This is a genomic window from Geomonas oryzae (genome assembly GCF_004117875.1).
Lineage (GTDB): Bacteria > Desulfobacterota > Desulfuromonadia > Geobacterales > Geobacteraceae > Geomonas > Geomonas oryzae.
On the sequence record NZ_RAHW01000002.1, the window covers coordinates 59,505 to 78,554 of the forward strand.

Annotated in this window: 12 protein-coding genes; 3 read left to right on the forward strand and 9 right to left on the reverse strand. The window is 61.3% G+C overall.

The window, feature by feature from the left end:
* Positions 1-82: 82 nt before the first annotated feature.
* Both mutM and D6Z24_RS05080 read right to left on the reverse strand, forming a co-directional pair.
* Positions 83-895 (reverse strand): bifunctional DNA-formamidopyrimidine glycosylase/DNA-(apurinic or apyrimidinic site) lyase, encoded by an 813-nt coding sequence (gene mutM / locus D6Z24_RS05075; protein ID WP_129125483.1) that lies wholly within the window; start codon positions 893-895, stop codon positions 83-85.
* A gap of 11 nt (positions 896-906) precedes the next feature.
* A complete protein-coding gene (locus D6Z24_RS05080; protein ID WP_342782619.1) occupies positions 907-1,038 on the reverse strand; it encodes a hypothetical protein in 132 nt (43 codons plus the stop codon).
* Positions 1,039-1,440: 402 nt separating this feature from the next.
* On the opposite strand from D6Z24_RS05080, the gene D6Z24_RS05085 reads away from it, so the two are divergent.
* Both D6Z24_RS05085 and D6Z24_RS05090 read left to right on the forward strand, forming a co-directional pair.
* Positions 1,441-3,780, forward strand: coding sequence for a PAS domain-containing sensor histidine kinase (locus D6Z24_RS05085; RefSeq protein WP_129125485.1), 2,340 nt, complete (start codon positions 1,441-1,443; stop codon positions 3,778-3,780).
* A 312-nt stretch (positions 3,781-4,092) separates the two neighbouring features.
* Positions 4,093-4,797, forward strand: a complete 705-nt coding sequence (locus D6Z24_RS05090; RefSeq protein ID WP_129125486.1) for a GntR family transcriptional regulator — start codon at positions 4,093-4,095, stop codon at positions 4,795-4,797.
* Between the two features lie 13 nt (positions 4,798-4,810).
* On the opposite strand, the gene D6Z24_RS05095 is transcribed toward D6Z24_RS05090, so the two are convergent.
* The 5 genes from D6Z24_RS05095 to D6Z24_RS05115 all read right to left on the reverse strand — a co-directional run bounded on the left by D6Z24_RS05095 (position 4,811) and on the right by D6Z24_RS05115 (position 13,175).
* Positions 4,811-5,728 carry a sensor histidine kinase gene (locus tag D6Z24_RS05095; RefSeq protein WP_129125487.1) on the reverse strand — a complete coding sequence of 306 codons (918 nt, stop codon included), beginning with the start codon at positions 5,726-5,728 and terminating at the stop codon, positions 4,811-4,813.
* 235 nt (positions 5,729-5,963) lie between these two features.
* Positions 5,964-7,742, reverse strand: a complete 1,779-nt coding sequence (locus D6Z24_RS05100) for an acyl-CoA dehydrogenase family protein (protein WP_129125488.1) — start codon at positions 7,740-7,742, stop codon at positions 5,964-5,966.
* 37 nt (positions 7,743-7,779) lie between these two features.
* Positions 7,780-8,952 carry a thiolase family protein gene (locus tag D6Z24_RS05105; protein WP_129125489.1) on the reverse strand — a complete coding sequence of 391 codons (1,173 nt, stop codon included), beginning with the start codon at positions 8,950-8,952 and terminating at the stop codon, positions 7,780-7,782.
* A 41-nt stretch (positions 8,953-8,993) separates the two neighbouring features.
* On the reverse strand, positions 8,994-11,342 hold the full coding sequence (locus D6Z24_RS05110; RefSeq protein WP_129125490.1) for a 3-hydroxyacyl-CoA dehydrogenase/enoyl-CoA hydratase family protein: 2,349 nt from the start codon (positions 11,340-11,342) through the stop codon (positions 8,994-8,996).
* A 24-nt stretch (positions 11,343-11,366) separates the two neighbouring features.
* Positions 11,367-13,175: an AMP-dependent synthetase/ligase gene (locus tag D6Z24_RS05115; protein WP_129125491.1), complete on the reverse strand. Its 1,809-nt coding sequence runs from the start codon at positions 13,173-13,175 to the stop codon at positions 11,367-11,369.
* Between the two features lie 314 nt (positions 13,176-13,489).
* Between D6Z24_RS05115 and D6Z24_RS05120 the strand changes: the two genes are divergently transcribed.
* Complete coding sequence (locus D6Z24_RS05120; RefSeq protein WP_129125492.1) at positions 13,490-13,792, forward strand: hypothetical protein; 303 nt, start codon at positions 13,490-13,492, stop codon at positions 13,790-13,792.
* A 17-nt stretch (positions 13,793-13,809) separates the two neighbouring features.
* On the opposite strand, the gene D6Z24_RS05125 is transcribed toward D6Z24_RS05120, so the two are convergent.
* Entirely contained in the window at positions 13,810-15,522 is a 1,713-nt protein-coding gene (locus D6Z24_RS05125) for a putative bifunctional diguanylate cyclase/phosphodiesterase (RefSeq protein ID WP_129125493.1), read from the reverse strand.
* Between the two features lie 2 nt (positions 15,523-15,524).
* A complete protein-coding gene (locus tag D6Z24_RS05130) occupies positions 15,525-19,037 on the reverse strand; it encodes a PAS domain S-box protein (RefSeq protein ID WP_198419509.1) in 3,513 nt (1,170 codons plus the stop codon).
* Positions 19,038-19,050: the final 13 nt, after the last annotated feature.

Consider the following 19,050-nt stretch of genomic DNA (forward strand, 5'->3'; position numbering starts at 1 on the left):
TTACCAGGCAGCGCATCAATTTCAATGAGAGAGGAAGGGAGCATGCTCCAAAGGAGACGTCATGCCCTGAAGGGGGCTCTGTTCAGCGCTGGCAGTGAGCGCAGTAAAAAGTGGAACGGTTGCCGAGCCTGCCTCGTCGGACGGGCGCCCCGCATTCCCGGCACGGTTTCTTCTCCCGGCCGTAAACGTAGAGCTGCTGCGGAAAGTAGGCGAGCTTCTCTTCGGTGCGGGTGAAGTCCATGCTGGAGCTGCCGGTGGCGATGGAGACGGACAGCGTCTCCTTCACGGCGTCGACGAGGGCCGCGCATTGCGCCTCGCTCAGGCTCCCCGCGAGGGTGTCGGGGAGCATGCGGCAGCGGAAAAGGCTTTCGGCCGCGTAGATGTTTCCGATCCCGGCTACAACGGCGGTGTCCATGATGAAGCGCTGTATGGCAACCTTCCTGTTGCGGCTCAAACGGTACAGGTACCCGGTGTTTAAGGCGTCGGTCAGCGGCTCCGGCCCGATCTTTCTCAGCAGATGATGCTGCATGGGGTCCTGGTCGGTCCAGTGGATCGAGCCGAAGCGACGGTAGTCGTTAAGGCGCAGGACGAGCCCCGAGTCCAGTACCAGGTCGAAGTGGTCGTGCGGCCCGGGCGCCGTCGTGGCAGGCACGAGCCGCAGGTGCCCGGTCATGCCGAGGTGAAGCAGCAAAGACCCGTTGGGAAACTGAAGGATCAGGTATTTGCCGCGACGCTCAACCGACGCAACGGTCCCGCCGCACAAAAGATGCGGCAGGCCGGCCGGGACCATGGCGCGCAGCTTTGCGCCGTGTACGTAAACCGCCCTGATGCGGGCACCGGTAAGGGCACGGGTGATACCTAGACGGGTGACTTCGACTTCCGGCAGTTCAGGCATCGAGGTTCCTTTTACTTATCGAGCGGCATCGGGTTGCAGACGTTCTCCGTGGAGTTTGCCTCGACTCCGCAGGTAAAGCAGACCACGGTGGGGTTTGTCGTTATGTGCTCGATCTCTTCAAAGCGCCCCATGCTCTTAAGCATGCATATATGTCCTTTGTGCTCAGCTCCACATTGGCAGACTTTAGTTTCCATGACGTCTCCTTGCCTCAAAATGGCCGATTCCGGCTCTCAGAAGGTACTGCAAAGGGGCATTTGCAGTCAATAGGTTCCGTGGCTTCTGGCACAAGGCCAGACCTGCCCTGTCCTCATGCAAACTTTCTAGAAAACTTTTTCATAATTTACAGTTGCCAGAGAGAAAATTTGTGTTTATATTAGAAAGCATTGTTAATACCGGTCTTATCAGCCATGCGGCCGCCGGGTCACTGCCAGACACTGACAGCACTAACAGTAATGGGGCTGTGGCTCAGTTTGTTTCCGGTAAACTATTCGGGAAAAAGGCTCGACGTTATGAGGAAGATCATGATTGCCCAAAGGGGTAAAGACATGAATCGAGTTGCGCATCTGCAAAATCACGTGAAGAACCAGGGCCGGAACAGCTCCGTCAGCCGGGCCGGGAGCCCTACGCCCCCCACCCTTTCCTGGGAACAGGTTTTGTGCAACATTTTGGAGCACACGCCGTTGGGGCTTTACCGGACCGACCTCACCGGACAGGTGCCCTCCCGGTCGGACGCAACAGCCGTAGAAAACCGGGTCCGATTGTCTGCGGCGGAGCGCAAATCCCTCACTGAAAGCTTTCGCTGCGCCATGGAAAACGAGGCCCAGTGGTCGCAGCGCTTTTGCCGTCGCGCCGCCGATGGCCGCCTCCGTTGGCTGCAGACCGTCATCGCAAAACTTGGCGATGCCGGCGGTACCCAGATCGGCTATCAGGGGTTCACCACCGACGTGACGCATGAGGTGCAAGAGCAACACGAAGTTGCGGTCACCGAGGAGCGCCAGAGGCTGGCGATCGAGGCCGCCGGACTCGGTATCTGGGATCTGGACGTCTTGACAGGCAACTGTTTCTTCAGCCCTTACTGTTTCGAAATGCTCGGTTATGCCCCGGGCCAGATGCAAGGGAGCCTTGCCGACTGGATCAACATCATCCATCCGGAATACCTGGAAAACGCGCGCAGGTCTCTTGAGGAGTGCATCGAAGGCCGCATCGACAAGTTCGAACTAGAATTCCGCCTGAAGACCAACGAGGGAAAGTGGCGCTGGTTCCGTTGCACCGGCAAGGCGGCGACGAGGGATGCCTTCGGACGCGGTTTCCGGCTGGCGGGCACCCTTCTGGACGTCAACCAGGCCAAGATGATGGAACATCTGCTGCGCATGGAGCACGACCTGCTGAACCTGATCACGGCAACAAGCCCCGTGGGTATCATGTTCATCGAGCCCGACGGCAACACCGCTTTCGCCAATCCAAGAGCTGAAAAAATCCTGGGGCTTGCCAAGAAAGAGATGCTTACACGCGGGGAGTGGTCCCTCTTAAGGACGATCCGGTCGCCGGAGAAAGACAGCGGCGAGGAGGAATCGCTGGAAGATGTGCTGCGCCAGGGGGTATGCCTGCAAAACGCCTGTTTTCTCTTCACGCGTCCCGACGGCTCCAGCGTATTTCTCTCCATAAGCACCGCACCTTTTCTCGACAAGGCGAGCAAGGTGAGCGGCACCGTAGTGACCCTCGAGGATGTAACGGAACAGAAAAGGCGGGAACAGGTCATCTCGGACAACGACCACCTGTTGCGGGAAACCCAGAGGATAGCGCAACTGGGGAGTTACGTCCTGGACCTTGAACAGCAGCACTGGGGATGCTCCAGCAAGCTGCGCGAGATCCTCGGCATCGACGAGCGCTACCCGATGACCCTTCAGGGTCATTTCGACCTCGTTCACGAGGAGTTCCGTGCCCGGTTCGTTGAAAGCTACCGTTCGGCGATCGCCCACTCCCGCCCCTTCGAAATGGAGTACATGATCAAGCGACACAGCGACGGCGAAGAGCGCTGGGTGACCGAGTGTTGCGAAGTGACACGGGACACCGCCGGCAAGAAACGGCGCATGATCGGGACGATAAAAGACATCACGGAACGAAAGGCGGCCGAAGAGGCGATCCGCAACCTAAACAACGAATTGGACCGCAGGGTCATCGAGCGCACTTCACAGCTCGTTGCCGCGAAAAAGGAGATCGAATCGTTCAGCTATTCCGTCTCTCACGACCTGCGTGCGCCGCTTAGGCACATCAACAGTTACAGCTCGATTCTGGTGGAGGAGCACGGGGCCGCCCTGCCGGATGAGGCACGCTACTACCTGGAGCGGATCTGCACGGCAAGCAACAGAATGGGGAAACAGATCGACGATCTGCTCGCCCTCACCCGGGTAGGTCGCGCCATCATGAAACGCACCACCTTTAACATCAGCCAGCTGGCCGCGGAAGTCGTCGACATGATCCAGGATGACGATGTGTCCAACGCTGCGGAATTCGTGGTGCATCCCGCCATCGACGCATACGGCGACGCCGCACTGGTGCGGCTCGTGCTGCAAAACCTGCTCGGCAACTCGGTGAAGTACTCTTCCAGGAATCCCAATCCGCGCATCGAGTTCGGCCAGACCACGGTCAACGGTGCTTCGGTATTCTTCGTCAGGGACAACGGCGTAGGCTTCGACATGGCCTACGTGGAAAAGCTGTTCCAGCCCTTCCAGCGCCTGCATGGCTCCGAATTCGAGGGGACCGGCATCGGGCTCGCGACGGTGCGCCGCATCATCGAGCGTCACGGGGGGAGCATCTGGGCCGAAGGAAAAGAGGGCGAAGGGGCGACCTTCTACTTCACCCTTTCCCACCCCCGCAAGGCCTGAGAGGGGGGGTCCCCCCTCTCGGTCGGCTTGCACCACACCCCTTCCCACTTTAAAACAGCGTCCAATAAACCAACCACACCCGTATCATCACCATCACCAAAGTTGCCGGCGCTGCACCCATTAAAGCGCTTTTGCCCTCGCGTATCCTTTCAATCCGCCTCGATACGACATTTTTTCTACCTGCCCGCAAGAAAAAAAGTTGTCATTTCGACAAAACTATGTTTTACAATTAACAAAGTTCCGGTTACCATGAATAGCGACACCGTAAACAGCGCGACAAGAGTCGCCTGCGGTCTCACGTGCGAGGGCTTTATGAAAAAAAGCTGCCAGATGGTGGAAAGGGCCTTGGTGGAAGGACTGCTCAAAGGGGAGTTCAAACCGGGGTGTCCGCTGTCGAGTGAACGGGAACTTGCGGCACGGTTCGGGGTCAGCAGGGCTACGGTGCGGGAGGCGCTTCAGAAGCTGCAGAGCGCCGGGTGGATCTCGGTGCAAGAGCGCCACACCACCGTCGTCAACGATTTTTGGTCTCACGGCGACCTGGAAATCCTTTCCTCGATCACGAGAAACAGCGAGGAGTTCCCGCCGGACCTGGCCGCCCATCTTTTGGAGTTGAGACTCCAGTTCGCCCCTGACTATGCGCGCAGGGCGATCGAAAACAACGCGGCCGGGGTCGCCGCGATCCTCAGCAAGGCCGAAAAGTTGCGCAACTGCGCCTCGGCACTAGTGAAGTTCGACTGGGAGTTGCACCTTGCCATGGCCGTCATGTCCGGAAACCGCGTCTACCCGCTCGTACTGAACAGCTTTTCCGGCGTCTACTCGAAGCTCAGGTCTTCGCTTTTCACCAAAGAGAAACACCGGCTGCAACTGCGCAGCTACTACCGCGAGATGCTCGCCGCGGCAAGTGCCGGCAACGCGCTGCTGGCCGAGAACATCACCCGCACGGCCATGCTCTTCAGGCTGAACGATTTCAAGAATTGTTTCGGCCCGCTGCAGGGTGAACTGCCGGCACCCGCCTGAACCGGGGGCGTTCTCACGTGGCGATGGTGAAATAAAAAGAAGCGCCGACGTCGGGCTGCGCCTCGGCCCAGACCCTGCCGCCATGGCGGTGCACGATGCGCTGCACCGTCGCTAGCCCTACCCCGAGCCCCGGGAAATCCTCCTCGCGGTGCATGCGCTGAAACGGGCTGAAAAGCCGGTCGGCGAAGCGCATATCGAAGCCGACGCCGTTGTCGCGCACGAAGAAGACGCGCTCTCCCCCCTCCTCCCTGCTCCCCACCTCGATTACGGCGGGGTCTCTCATCGCGGTGAACTTCCAGGCGTTCCCGATCAGTTGTTCAAGGACGGCTCTCATAAGGACCGCGTCACCGTGCGCATGCAGATGCTCCTGGATCTTGAACTCCGCCTTCCGTGCCGGATCCGCCTCCTTCAAAGTCGCAGCGTGACTCGTTGCCATCTGGCTCAAATCGAGGTTCAGCAGGGTCATCTCCTGCCGCCCGATCCTGGAAAGCCCAAGGAGAGCCTCGACCAGGTTCTCCATCTTCCGCCCCGCCCTGATGATGCATTCGAGGTAGCTGTGCGCCGTGGCTTCCAGCTTGTCGCCGAAATCTTCCTGCAAAGCGTTGCTGAAGCCGATCATATGCCTGACGGGGGCGCGCAGGTCGTGGGAGATGGAGTAACTGAGGGATTCGAGCTCGCGGCTCACGTTGTCCAGGGAAGCCTTCAGGCGCACCGTCTCGTCGTGCAGCCGGCCAAGTTCCCTCTCGGCTTCGGCGCGTGCGGCCTGCTCCTGTTTGAGCTTCGCCTCCGCTTGCTCAAGACGGAGTTCCAACTCCTCGGCGCTTCCGCGCGTCTCGTGCCCGGCATCACGCTTCGCTGCGGGCTCAGCCGCGGCCGCAGCCGTGGTCCCATGCTTTCCGTGCTCATCAACGACGCTTTTCGGCCCCGCCATCTTTCCCTCCCTACGCTACTGGCACAGAGAACCTTAAAACTCTCTTAAAGGGACATTGTGCCACAAGAATTGCCTTCAGACTATCCCCGACTGCATTATTTTTGTTCTTACAAAAGACTATGTCAGAAAAGGGTGGTCATCAGAGAGTCTTTACGACCGGACAAGCGGTTTTCCGGAAACGACATGAGCCGGCGACACGGCAGTGTACGCCGGCTCTTTATGCACTGCTGCCGTGCTAGAAAGGATATTTTTCGGATTCTATGACCGCGTCGGCTAAAAGCCGCTTTGCATCCAGAAGACCGGACGCGCCGTACTTGGTGAAACGCCTGACCGCTCCCAGCAAGACGGCCAGCGCATCCCCCTCTTCCGAGTAGAAAGCTGCCTTTCGTGCCGCGGAGGCCGCCTGTTCGTTCGCGCTGAAGGCGAAGGTGAGCACCGCTGCGGCGACGGTTTTCCGGCGTGCCTCGCTGAGGGCGGGCAGGATTTTCTCCGCGCGCAGCACGACGCTCTCAAGGGCGAAGATGCCGATCACCACGTCGGCAAGAGCGAGGAGAAGCTCCTGCTCCTCCTTGATCCGGGCCTGGTATTTCCGCGCCGCGGAGCCAGCAAGGACGAGGAAGAGCTGCTTGAGACCCGCAAGGAGCGCCTTTTCGCGCGCGAAGGGAACCGACTCGTCGAACTCTTCGAAGGACGGGGTGGTGAGGGCGTCGAGCGCCTTCATCGCCTCGCGCTCAAGCTGGAGCTCCCCCTTCATCGCCCGGGTCAAAAGGGTGCCGGGGATGAGCAGACGGTTGATCTCGTTGGTCCCCTCGAAGATCCGGTTGATGCGCTCGTCCCGATAGTAGCGCTCCGCCGGATACTCCTGGATGAAACCGTAACCGCCGTGGATCTGCACCACCTCGTCGGCCACGAAAGCGAGCACCTCGGAGCAGAACACCTTGGCGATGGCGCACTCCATGGCGTACTCCTCGATGCCCCGCTGGTAGACGTCGTAGTAGTTCGGGGTCTCCTTCGGGATGGTGGCGAGCCGGTCGTCGATCAGTCCGGCAAGGCGATAGACGACCGATTCGGAGGCGAAGATCCCGGCGGCCATGTCGGCGAGTTTCTCCCGAATGGCGCCGAACGAGGCGATGGGACGACCGAACTGCTTTCTCAGTACCGCGTACTTGGCGCCGTCGGCAAGGGCGCCCTTGGCCGAGCCGGTGACCGCAGCACCGAGCTTGAAGCGTCCTATGTTCAGCACGTTGAAGGCTATCTTGTGCCCCTTGCCGATCTCGCCCAAAAGGTTCTCCACCGGCACCTTCACGTTGTCGAGAATCACCTGGGTGGTCGATGATCCCTTGATCCCCATCTTCTTCTCTTCGGGGCCGACGCTCACACCTTCCATGCTCCGCTCGACGAGGAACGCGGTGAAGTGCTCCTTGTCGATTTTCGCGAACACGGTGTAAAGGTCTGCGATGGCGCCGTTGGTGGTGAACTGCTTGGTGCCGTTCAAGACGTAATGGGTGCCGTCGGCGGAGAGTGTGGCGTAAGCCCTCGCCCCGAGGGCGTCACTGCCGGACTCGGGCTCGGTGAGGCAGTAGGCGGCCACCCACTCCCCCGTGGTCAGTTTCTCCAGGTAGCGCGCCTTCTGCTCTTCGGTGCCGTAATAGACGAGAGGAAGCGTCCCGATGCCGCTGTGGGCCGCGTAGACGACCGAGAAGGAACCCGAGCCGGAGATCTTCTCGGCCGCCAGCATGCTGGTTGCCTTGTCGAGTTCCAGTCCGCCGTACTCCTCGGGGACGTCGATCATCAGGAGCCCCAGTTCGCCGCAGCGGCGCAAAAGGTGCACGACCTTCTCGAAGTCCTGGTGCTCTATGTCGTCCCGGACCGGGATCACCTCGTTCACTACGAACTGCTCGGTGGTGGCGCCGATCTGGCGCTGTTCGTCGCTGAAGTCCTCAGGGACGAAGACGTCGTCCTTGCCCGTCTCGGTGATCAGGAATTCCGCTCCCTTGAATATTTTCGCTGCCATGACACACCTCACGAAATGGTGGTTGCTGCTCCAAGGCTCAGAGCAGTTCGAAGATCCCGGCCGCCCCCATGCCGCCGCCGATGCACATGGTTACCATGCCGTGGCGCGCCTGCCGGCGCCGCATCTCGTGCAGCAAGGTGGCCGTCAGTTTGGACCCGGTGCACCCAAGCGGGTGCCCAAGCGCGATGGCGCCGCCGTTCACGTTCACCCGCGCGGGGTCGAGTTTAAGCTCACCTAAACAGGCAAGCGTCTGCACCGCGAAGGCCTCGTTGAATTCGAAAAGATCTATTTGCTCGGCGGCAAGCCCCGCCATCTTGAGCGCAGCCGGCACAGCCTCGACCGGACCGATACCCATGATCTCGGGGGGGACGCCTCTGACGGCGAAGCAGATGAAGCGGGCGAGCGGTTTCATGCCGCTTCTTTTGAGGAACTCCTCGGAGACTACAAGGACGGCCGCGGCGCCGTCCGTCATCTGGGAAGAGTTCCCGGCGGTGACCGTACCGTTCACCTTGAAGGCAGGTTTCAGCTTTGCAAGGGCCTCCAGCGTGGTGTCGCTTCTCACCCCGTCGTCCGCGTCGACCACCTCTTCATGGCACTTCATCTTCCCCTTTTCGAGGACGCAACGAGAGGCGGGTACCGGGATGATCTCTTCGGCGAACTTCCCCTCGGCGATGGCGCGCGCGGCCTTTTGGTGGCTTCCAAGGGCGAAGGCGTCTTGATCCTCGCGGGATATGCCGTACTTCGCCGCGAGGAGTTCCGCCGTGATCCCCATCGAGGCATAGCTCTCGGGCCAGGACGCGACAAGCCCGGGATTGGCGCTGTACTTGTTGCCCCCCATGGGGATCATGGACATGCTCTCGGTCCCCCCCGCGATGATGCAATCGGCGAAGCCCGCGATGATCCGGTCCGCCGCCGCGGCGATGGTCTGCAGCCCCGAGGAGCAGAACCGGTTCACGGTCTGGCAGGGGACCTGGTAGGGGATCCCCGCCCTCAGCGCGGCTATGCGCGCGACGTTCATCCCCTGCTCCCCTTCCGGAAAGGCGCACCCGAGGATGACGTCCTCGACCTGCATCGGGTCGACCCCGGTGCGCTCCACAAGCCCCCGCAGGGCGGCGGCGGCCAGGTCGTCCGGGCGGACGTCCTTCAGTTTTCCTTTGTAGGCCCTGGTGGCCGGGGTGCGTACTGCTTCGACTATGTATGCTGCGCGCATGGCTCGCTCCTTTTTCGTTTCCGCCCAACGGGAAGGCGCCCTTAGTTCCGTAGCGGCTTTCCTTTCTTCAGCATGTGCTGGATGCGCTCCAGGGTCTTTTTCTGACCGCAGAACTTGAGGAACATCTCGCGCTCCAGGTCGAGAAGATGCTCCTCGGTGATCATGGTCCCGGCCGGCACGTCGCCGCCGGTGATGACGTCGGCGATTCCGGAGGCGAGGTAGCGGTCGTAGGCCGAGATGAAGCCCCCCTCTTCAAGGTTCCAAAGCTGCGTCTTGATGCTTGCCGCGATGGAGCGCCCCGGGGCTTTGAGATCGGTCGCCGGTCGGCCGGGACGGTAGTTCGACGCGAGCGCGATCGCCTTGAGCTTCGCGTCATGAATGCGCCGGTCGAGTGCCAGGGAGATGCCGTCGCCCGGACGCATAAGCCCCATCCGCAAAAGCTCGGCGGCGGAGGTGCTCACCTTGGCCATGGCTATATTGCGGTAGTTCTTGAGGATGAACGGCGTCACGTCGGCGTCCTGCTCCTCGGCAAGCCTGATGGCGCGTAAAGCCATTTCCTTCGTGCCGCCGCCCGCCGGGATCAGTCCCACCCCGATCTCCACGAGTCCCATATAGGTCTCGGCATGGGCGTTCATGGCGTCCGCATGCAGGCAGGTCTCGCATCCGCCCCCCATCACCAGGGCGTGCGGCGCCGCCACCACCGGGACCTTCGCGTACTTGATCGCCATCATGGCACGCTGGAAGGCGCGTACCGTGAGGTTCAGGTCGTCCCACTCCCCTTCCGCCACGGCCATGGCGATCAGCATGAGGTTCGCCCCGGCGGAGAAAAGGCTCCCATCGTTGGCGATGACCATGCCGATGCCGTCCTGTTCGGTCCTGCGCACCCCATTCCGGATCATGGCGAGGGTGTCGTTGCCGATGGTGTTCATCTTGGAGTGGAACTCGAGGCAGAAGACCCCGTCGCCCAGATCGACGAGGGAGGCGGCGCCGTTCTTCTCCACCACATTCCCTGCGTTTTTAAGCAGGGTGAGGGAGATCTCCCCTTCGCTTCTCGGCACCTCGCGCCACTCCCGGTCCGCGATGCCGTAGAAAAGGCGCTTGCCATCCTCGGTGCGGTAGAAGCTTTCCACCTCGTTTAGAAGCTGAGGCACGGCGACGCCGTCCTTGCCGGCGCGCTCCACGAAGGCTGCGACCCCGATTGCATCGAGGAGCTCGAAGGGGCCGAGTTCCCAGTTGTACCCCCACCGCATGGCGTTATCGACGTTCACCACGTCGTCGGCGATCTCCGGGATGCGTTTCACCGTGTAGATCAGCGTGTCCCTGAGCGTGCACCAGGCGAGGCGGGCGCCCTTGTCGTCCCCCCGGATCAGGGACCTCACCCGGGCCGCCGGGTCGTCGACCTGTTTTGCCGCGCCCACCGAGGGGAACTTGGGGGATGCGGCCGGGTGAAACGCGCCGCTCGCCGGGTCGTAGAAGAACTTGGTGCTGACGCCGTCGACGGTCTCGCGCTTGAAGAAGCCCCCCTTCCCTTTGCGGCCGGTAAGGCCTACGGCCACCATGCGCCGCACGCTCTCCGGCACGCGGAACAGCTCGCGTTCGTCGTCGCCGTCAAGAAGTTCGTAGCTGTTGTCCATCACGCGGACCACGGTATCGATGCCGACCAGGTCCCAAAGGGCGAAGGTCGCCGTTTTCGGGCGCGCCATCGCCTGGCCGGTCACGGCGTCCACCTCCTCGACGGTGAGTCCCATCTCCTCCATGTGGCGCCAGGTTGCGGCGCCGGCGTAGGTGCCGATCCGGTTTGCGATGAAGTTAGGGGTGTCCTTGGCGAAAACCACCCCCTTGCCGAGGCGTCTGCGCAGGAAACCGGCCATCGCCTTGAACGTCCCGGGGTCGGTCTCGGCGCAGGGGACCATCTCCATGAGGCGCATGTAGCGCGGAGGGTTGAAAAAATGGGTCACCATGAAGCGGGGGCGCAGTGAAGCGGGGAGCACCCGGGCCAGTTCGTTGACCGACAGCCCGCTCGTGTTGGTGGAAAGCACGGCGTCCTCTGAGAGGTTGGGCACCACCACGTCCTGCAAGAGCCGTTTCTTCACTTCGAGGTTTTCCACGACCACCTCGATGACCCAATCGCACTCTTTGAGCCGCTGCGCATCGTCCTCGAAATTGCCGGTCTCGATGCAGCGGGCGTACTCGGGGAGGTAGAGCGCCGCAGGCTTTGCCTCCGAAAGGGCGGCGAGCGCCCGCCGCGCGACGACGCTGCGGTTGGTTCCGGCCTCATCCGGTACCAGGTCGAGCAGCAGCACCTCGAGCCCAGCATTGGCGAGATGCGCTGCGATGGCGGCGCCCATGACACCTGCGCCCAGCACGGCAACCTTGTTGATCTGTCTCATAAATCCTCCCGCTAAACGCCGGCTTTAGTTGTCGGCGGCGTACATCCTGTCGATGGCGTCCTTGTAACGTTCCGAAATCACGCGCCGCTTCAGCTTGAGGGTCGGGGTGAGTTCGCCCGCCTCCAGGGTGAAATCGCGCGGCAGCAGCACGAAGTTCTTGATCGTCTCGTAGTGGGCGAGTTCCTCGTTCACCGCCTCCACGCGCTGCCGGTACAACTCAAGCACCGGTTCGTGCACCACGAGGTCGCCGAGGTCGTTATAGGCGATCTTCTGTTCGCGCGCGAACTCGAGGAGCTTCTCCAGCGTCGGGACGAGAAGCGCGGTCAGGTAGGGCCTGCGGTCGCCGCAGACGTATGCCTGGGAGATGTATTTGTCGCGTTTCAGGAGGTTCTCGATCGGCTGGGGGGCGACGTTCTTACCCCCTGCCGTGACGATCAGCTCCTTTTTCCGGTCCGTGACGAATACGAAGCGCCCCTCGATGCGGCCGATGTCGCCGGTTTTGAACCACCCGTCATGCAGCGCCTCCCGGGTCTCCGCCTCCTCCTTGTAGTACCCCATCATCACCTGCGGACCGCGGACGAGGATTTCTCCGTCCTCGGCCACGGCGATCTCGGTTCCCTCAAGCGGAGTGCCGACGCTGCCAAAGCGCATTTCCGAAAAGGTATTGGCGCAGACGACGGGACTCGTCTCGGTGAGCCCGTACCCCTCGAGGATCGGCACGCCGATGCTCCAGAAAAACTCGTTGATCGCGGGATCGAGGGGGGCGCCGCCGCTGGAGCAGAACTTCAGGTTCTCCCCGAAACGAAGGCGCAGTTTGCTGAACACGATCCGGTCCGCGATGGCGTGCTTAAGGGCGAGCATGAGCGGGACCTTTTTATCCACGTACTGCGCCTGGACCCAGGCGCGGCCTATGGCGAGGACCGTCCTGAAGAGCTTTCTCTTGTAGAGCGAGAGCTGGTGCACGTGCTCGTAGATGCGCGAATGGATCTTCTCGAAAAGCCTCGGCACGCAGACCATGATACTCGGCTGTATCTCGAGCATGTTCTCCGCGATCTTCTCGATGCTGTCCGCAAAGGCGATCATCGCCCCCTTCGCGATGGGAAGATAGTAGCCGGTGGTCCTCTCGAGTACGTGGCTCAAGGGTAGAAAACTAAGAAACACCTCGCCGTCCCCCAAGACCGCGACCTTCTCCATGGTGGCAAAGACGTCGAAGAGGATGTTCCGGTGCGACAGCATGGCGCCCCTCGGAATCCCGGTCGTGCCCGAGGTGTAGATGATGGACGCGAGGCTTTCCGGCTCGATGGCATCCACGACCGCCTCCAGCTCGGCCCGCTCATGTTCGGTGATCGGGTCGTCGATCTCGGAGAGCTGGTAGAACGTGGTGAGCGGCAGTCCGGGCTCCCCGAGAAAACGCTCGAATGAGACGACGAGCTGCACCATGGGGATGGCGTCTTTCACCTTTAGAAGCTTCCGGTACTGCCATTTTCCGGAGATGAAAACGATGCGCGCATCGCCGTGATTCAGGGTGTGTGCGATCTGATCCGGCGTGTTGCTCGGATAAACGGGAACGGTGACGGCACCGGCACAAAGGATGCCCATGTCAGCGATGATCCAACCGACACGGTTTTCCGAGAGAATGGCAACCTTGTCGCCAGGCTTAATGCCGAGTTTGCGCAGGCCGCGCGCCACCATGAGGGCGCGGTTGTAGAACTGGGCGTAGCTCAGGGTGACCCAGTTTCCCTGCTTTCTGAACTTCACGGCAAGCCGGGCGTCCTGTTTGGTCGCCTGATGCCGCAGCAGGTCAGGTATGGATCGAAACGGCACCTTTTCCACGGCAGACTCCTCGGAGTAGGAAAAACATCTCCCATAGTTAAAAGATAATGGATGCAATGCGCATTACAAGCAGAAAGAGAGCCCGTGGCAAAAAAAGACAGTATCTGTTGTTGTCAGTGACTTACGTGACAGTCGCAGCATTTTGGAGATGAAGGATTTGACAAGTCAGCGGTAGATCAATACTATCCGGCAATATGTATTGCCCCTCACTTAGGTTTTCTTCAGAAGGGATCCGAGCCGCAGATACAGTCGTTCAGCTTGCGGTAAGGCATTCGGCACTTTTAAAAAAAGCTTCAAAGCGCAAGGAGTTAACTATGATAGAAACCATGATTTCGGAGATGGAGTCCGCATTCTGCAAAGGTATCTTCAGCAAGAAAACGACCTTCAGGTTTCGACTTGAAGATACCACCATCGTGATAACCGTGGATGGGGATGGCTACCAGGTGGAAAGAGACGGTACGGCTGTTGCGGACTGCGACTGTGCTACCAGCGCCGAGATCTTCCGAAAGATCTGGTACGAAGGGTACCGGCCCGGAATCATGGATTTTCTTTCCGGTGCGATCGTATGCGACAACCCGCTGCTTTTGCCTCAGTTTCTACGCGCCTTCGGCAGATAGCGGTTGCCTCCTGCACGTCATGGCGGAGCCGGTACGACCAGCCTCTCGAATTCGACCGCCGCAAGCGGCTTGCCGATCAGATCACCCTGCACCTCGTCGCAGCCCCTGCTCTCCATGAGCAACAGTTGCTCGGGGCTCTCGACGCCGACCGCACTTACCCGCAGCCTCATGCTGTGCGACATGCAGACCACCGCCGTCACCACATCGAGCGCCTCCGGCTCGATGACGGTGTTGCTGATGAAACTACGGTCGATCTTCAGTTTCGCGACGGGAAGCCGTCTGATCCTCTGCAGCGACGATGCGCCGGTGCCGAAGTCGTCGACGGCAAACGCGACGCCTCGCTCGGTGAGCCGGTGCATGTTCTTTTGGCCGAGCGTCCCGCCGTCCATGATGGCGCGCTCGGGAACGTCCATCTCGAGGGACCAGGGGCTCAGCCCGTTATCAGAAAGTTCCCGCAACACCATCTCCGGCAGGTCGGGCTGCTGCAGTTCGCGGCCGGTGAGATTCACGGTGAGTTTCAGGTCGAGCCCCAGCTCCTGCCATCTCCTTGCCTGTGCACAGGCACGACTTATCACCCAGGCACCGATCGGTATGATGGCGCCGGTCTCTTCGGCCACTGTTAAAAACTGTGCGGGCAGGAGCACGCCTTGCCGGGGGTGGCGCCAGCGTAAAAGCGCCTCGGCGCCGCAGATGCATCGACTTCCCAGGCTGTAAAGCGGCTGATACAAAAGCTCGAGTTCCCCGTTATGAGCCGCCACGCGCAGACTCCGCAGGAGGGTTTGACGGTTGGCAGTCCGCGCGTTGATCTCGTCGTTGTAAAACTGGTAGCTGCTCCCGTCGCGCTGCTTCGCCGCATACATAGCCGCATCCGCTTTTTTCAGCAGCTCCTCGGTGCCGTCTCCGTCTTCCGGGTACATGCTGACGCCGACGCTGGTGGTCGCCTTCACCTCGACCCCCTCCAGCCGGAAGGGGGCTTCGAACACCCCCATGATCTTGTGCACGACCAACCCCACGTCGTCGGTCTGGGACAGGTCCGGCATGAGGACGTTGAACTCGTCCCCGCCGATGCGCGCTACCGTGTCGGACTCGCGCACGCAACCTTTCAACCTGCGGGCGACCGATTGCAGGAGTTCATCTCCCGCGGCGTGCCCCAGGGTGTCGTTGATCTGCTTGAAGTGGTCCAGGTCCAGAAAGAGCACGGCGAGGCTCTTTTTGTTGCGGCGCGCCTGGGCAAGCTCCAGGGTGAGAAAGTCCATGAACAGCTTCCGGTTCGGCAGGTCGGTGAGCGTATCGTGCTGCGCCTGGTGCATCATGAGCTGTTCCATGCGCCTTAGCTTGATCTTCTCCCCTACCCTTTCCATGATGCGGAACAGTTCCGGGTAGTTCACCGGTTTGAGCAGGTAATGGTCGATGCCGATCTCGATGGCGTTCAAGAGGTAGGACGTTTCGCTGTGTGCGGTGACGGCGACGATGGTGGCATCCCGGTCGATCTCCTTGATCTCGCGGGCCATCGCGATGCCGTTCATGCGGGGCATGTTGAGGTCGGTGATCACAACCTCCGGCTTGTATTCACGGTACATCTCGAGACCGGCGGCACCGTCGTCGGCCTGGTAGATCTTCGCCTCGGGGTAGTTCAGCGAGAGCATCCTCCCGAGCATCTCGCGCGCTTCGACCTCGTCCTCGACGAGCAGAAGCGCCGCTCCGCTGAAGAGCTTTCCGGCCCGGTCCAAGGCTACACCTCGATACGGAAACGTGCGCCTTCGCCGGTGTTGGTCACCGTGAGCGCTCCGTTCATGTTCTTTTCCACGATGGTCTTGGACATGAAAAGCCCTATGCCGGTCCCCTTGTCCGGCCCTTTGGTGGTGAAGTACGGATCGAAGACCTTTTCGATGATCTCCCGGGGGATCCCTCCCGCGTTGTCCTCGATGGTGATCACCGTCTTACCTTCCGCCGTATAGAGCCTCACTTCCACCCGAGGGTGCTCGACTTTTCGCTCCACCAGGGCATCCTTCGCGTTCATGAGGATATTTAGTAGCACCTGCGCGAACTCGTTCGGGATGCCGACCACCCTGGCGTCCGGATCGGCCTGCAGGTCGATCTCCACCTTTGCCGCAGCGAAGGCCCCCTGGAGGATGGCCAAGGTCTGCTCCAGGACGTCCAGGGCACGGAACCGCTGCTTTTCCTTGTCGGGGCCGAAGAAGTTCCTGAAACCGTCGATGGTCTGGGACATGTAGTTGATCACCTTCATGGCGCGGGCCACGCTCGTGTCGAGGTAATCCTTGTTGAAGAGCCCCCGGTCGTAGTAAGTGGGGAGTTCCTGCACGATGAGCCCCAGGGTGTTCAGGGGCTGACGCCACTGGTGCGCGATGTTGGCGATCATCTCCCCCATGGCGGCAAGCCGCCCCTGCCTGATGAGAAGCTGTTCCTGCCGGCGCAATTCCTCCACCGCCCTTAGACGCTCGGTCATCTCCTCCCTGAGCGCCTCCTGGGACATGACGATATCCGATATGTTCATGCATGCGCCGACCAGCCTGAGCGGTTTGCCGTCTTCGGAATAGGAGACCCGCGCCCGCATGCTGAGCCAGCGCACCTTGCCGTCCAGATATCCGACGGTGCGGTACTCCGCGCTGTAGAGCCCGGCCCCTGCGGGAGTGCGTGCGTCATTCACGATCTGCTCAAGCCTCCCCCTGTCTTCCGGGTGGACACGCTGCAGCACCGTGGCCAGATCGGTTTGGGCATCCTTTGGGAGGCCGTAATGTTGCCGCGCGATCGCCGACCACTCCCCGGCGCCGGTGGCCAGGTCCATGGAGAAGATGCCGAGACCGGTCGTCTCCACCGCGAGTTTCAGGGTCGCCTCGCTGTCCTTGAGCGCCTGTTCGGCCCGCTTGAGTTCCGTGAGATCCACGGCGAAGCCGATCCCTTCGTCGTCGGTGTCAGCCATGCGCGCAAGGGCGGTGAGCGCCGCGACCCTCTGTCCGTTCTTTGACCGTACGAACACCTTCTCGTAAGTCTTGCTTATACCGCGGGAGATGATCTCGTCCATCGCGCACCTGTCTTTTGCGTAGTCCTCGGGGGCGGTGACATCGGCGAGATTCAGGTCGCCGCTTCGGCACTCCGTCCCGGTGTGGCCGATCAGGTCGCAGTAGGCGTCGTTGGCATCGGTGATCCTGCCGTCGCGGTTCCAGAAGAAGATGGCGATCAGGTTCGACTCGTAAAGCCAGCGGAATCTCGTCTCGCTGGAACGTAGCCGTTCCTGTACCCCCCTAAGTTCGTCTATGTCGGTGGCGGTACCGTACCATTTGACCACCCCGCCCCGTTCGTCGCGTTCGGCCGTGGCCCGGCTTAGGTGCCAGCGATAGCTACCGTCGGCACCTAGAACGCGCTGTTCGTTCTGGTAAGTCTTCCCGGTGGCGATCGACTCGGCCCATAGCTCGGCCGTCCGCCGCCGGTCGTCCGGGTGTATGCAACACGCTATCAGTTCCGAAGGTGCCTCGCCGCTGTCCTGCAGGAAATCGGCGCCGATGCCTGTATAGCTGTGAAAGTGGGCGTTCAGGTAATCGATGGTGCCGTCGGGTTCCGCCGTCCAGACGATTTGGGGCATGGAGTCGGCGAGGTTGCGAAGCCTCCTCGTGGAACGCAGGAGCTCCTCCTCGGTCGCCTTGCGGCGGGTCACATCGAAGATGACACCTATGAAACGGCAGGAGCTTCCCACCGGCTCGCAGATGAAACGTCCGATCACGTTGACCCACACGGCATCACCGCTGTCAGCGCGGATGATCCGGTGCTCCGAGCTGAAGAGTTGGCCACGGCGACAGGCCTCATCAAGAGCCGAGCGGACCCGTTCCTTGTCCTCGGCGTGGATCAGGTCCTGCCACATGGAAAGCGAGGCGGGGGCGGGATCCTTCTCCGGCGCCGGGTATCCCATGAGGAGGAAGTGCCTGCGTGACCAGGTCCCATCTCCGGTAGCTACGTCGATGTCACAGGCCCCCATCTCGGCGGCATCAAGAGCAAGCTTCAGGCGCTCCTCGCTCTCGGCAAGCGCCTTGGCCGCCATCCGGCTTTCCGTAACATCGGTAAAAGTGGCAAGCCCGGAGATGATGCTGCCGGACATGTCGCGCAGCGGGGTCGCGTTGATGCTCACAAAACCGCGTGAGCCGTCCCCCCTGAGCACCTGGTACTCTTCACCGGGCACGGTCTCCCCCTTCGTTATGGCGCGGCTCAACGGTATTTCCTCTGCCGGGACATGGCGTCCGTCCAACCGGTACAGTTTCCAGCTGTCGAAATCGGAAACGGTGGTCGTCTCCTCCGGTTGAACGCGGAAGATGGCACGGATGATGTCGTTTTGGTACACGACCTTCCCGGAGGATGCCTCGGCCACCACCACGCCGACCGGAAGCTGCTCGACTACCATCTCGAAGCGGTTCTGCTGGAAAGCAAGCTCGCGGAGCATGGCCTCGTGCTCGGCCTGGGCCGCCTTGCGCTCCGAGACGTCGCGTGCGATGGTCTGGACCGCAGGGCTTCCCCGGTACACGATGACGGTGGACGAGCCTTCCATGAACCGCTCCTCGCCGTCCAGGCGCCTGATGCGGAACTCGAGCAGCGGAATTTCCTCACCGTCCTTCATCGCCCCGATCTTCTCGGCAATGGCCTCCCTGTCGTCATGGTGCATCAGTTCGTACAGCGAGTGACGGCGCAGGGTGTGGAGATCACGCGCGCCGAAGACGCCGAGCGCGGCGCAGTTCGCGTAGAGAAAGTCGCCGTCGCGGTGCACGAGCACCGGGTCCGGGGCCATCTCCACGAGATTACGGTAGTAGCGCTCGCTTTCCCTCAAAAGGCGCTCCATCTGGACCCGCTCGGCGTCTTCGCGGGCGATGATGGAGATGCCGGTCAGATTTCCGCTGCTATCGAGGATCGGGGAAAGGGTGAGGGACACGGGGACTTCGCGTCCCCCTTTGGCCAGGCGCACCGTCTGCAGGTTGCGGATGCGCTCGCCGCGCAGGATCTTCTCGGTGATCTCGCGCAGCTCGTCACGTCTGCTGTCCGGGACGAGGAAGGATATGTTGCGTCCGACCGCCTCTTCGGCGCTGTAGCCGTAGAGCGTTTCGGCGGCGTGGTTCCAACTGGTGATGACCCCATCACGGGTCTTGCTCAGTATCGCGTCATCGGAGGAATCGACAATGGCGGCAAGATGAGCCATGGCCTCTTCGTTACCTGCGGTCTGAATTGCGCCGGGTTTACCTGTCATGACGCCTCGCTGG

Coding starts and splice junctions, on each gene's coding strand:
- mutM (WP_129125483.1), bottom strand. CDS start 895: ATGCCTGAACTGCCGGAAGTCGAAGTCACCCGTCTAGGTATCACCCGT.
- D6Z24_RS05080 (WP_342782619.1), bottom strand. CDS start 1,038: ATGCTTAAGAGCATGGGGCGCTTTGAAGAGATCGAGCACATAACGACA.
- D6Z24_RS05085 (WP_129125485.1), top strand. CDS start 1,441: ATGAATCGAGTTGCGCATCTGCAAAATCACGTGAAGAACCAGGGCCGG.
- D6Z24_RS05090 (WP_129125486.1), top strand. CDS start 4,093: ATGAAAAAAAGCTGCCAGATGGTGGAAAGGGCCTTGGTGGAAGGACTG.
- D6Z24_RS05095 (WP_129125487.1), bottom strand. CDS start 5,728: ATGGCGGGGCCGAAAAGCGTCGTTGATGAGCACGGAAAGCATGGGACC.
- D6Z24_RS05100 (WP_129125488.1), bottom strand. CDS start 7,742: ATGGCAGCGAAAATATTCAAGGGAGCGGAATTCCTGATCACCGAGACG.
- D6Z24_RS05105 (WP_129125489.1), bottom strand. CDS start 8,952: ATGCGCGCAGCATACATAGTCGAAGCAGTACGCACCCCGGCCACCAGG.
- D6Z24_RS05110 (WP_129125490.1), bottom strand. CDS start 11,342: ATGAGACAGATCAACAAGGTTGCCGTGCTGGGCGCAGGTGTCATGGGC.
- D6Z24_RS05120 (WP_129125492.1), top strand. CDS start 13,490: ATGATAGAAACCATGATTTCGGAGATGGAGTCCGCATTCTGCAAAGGT.
- D6Z24_RS05130 (WP_198419509.1), bottom strand. CDS start 19,037: ATGACAGGTAAACCCGGCGCAATTCAGACCGCAGGTAACGAAGAGGCC.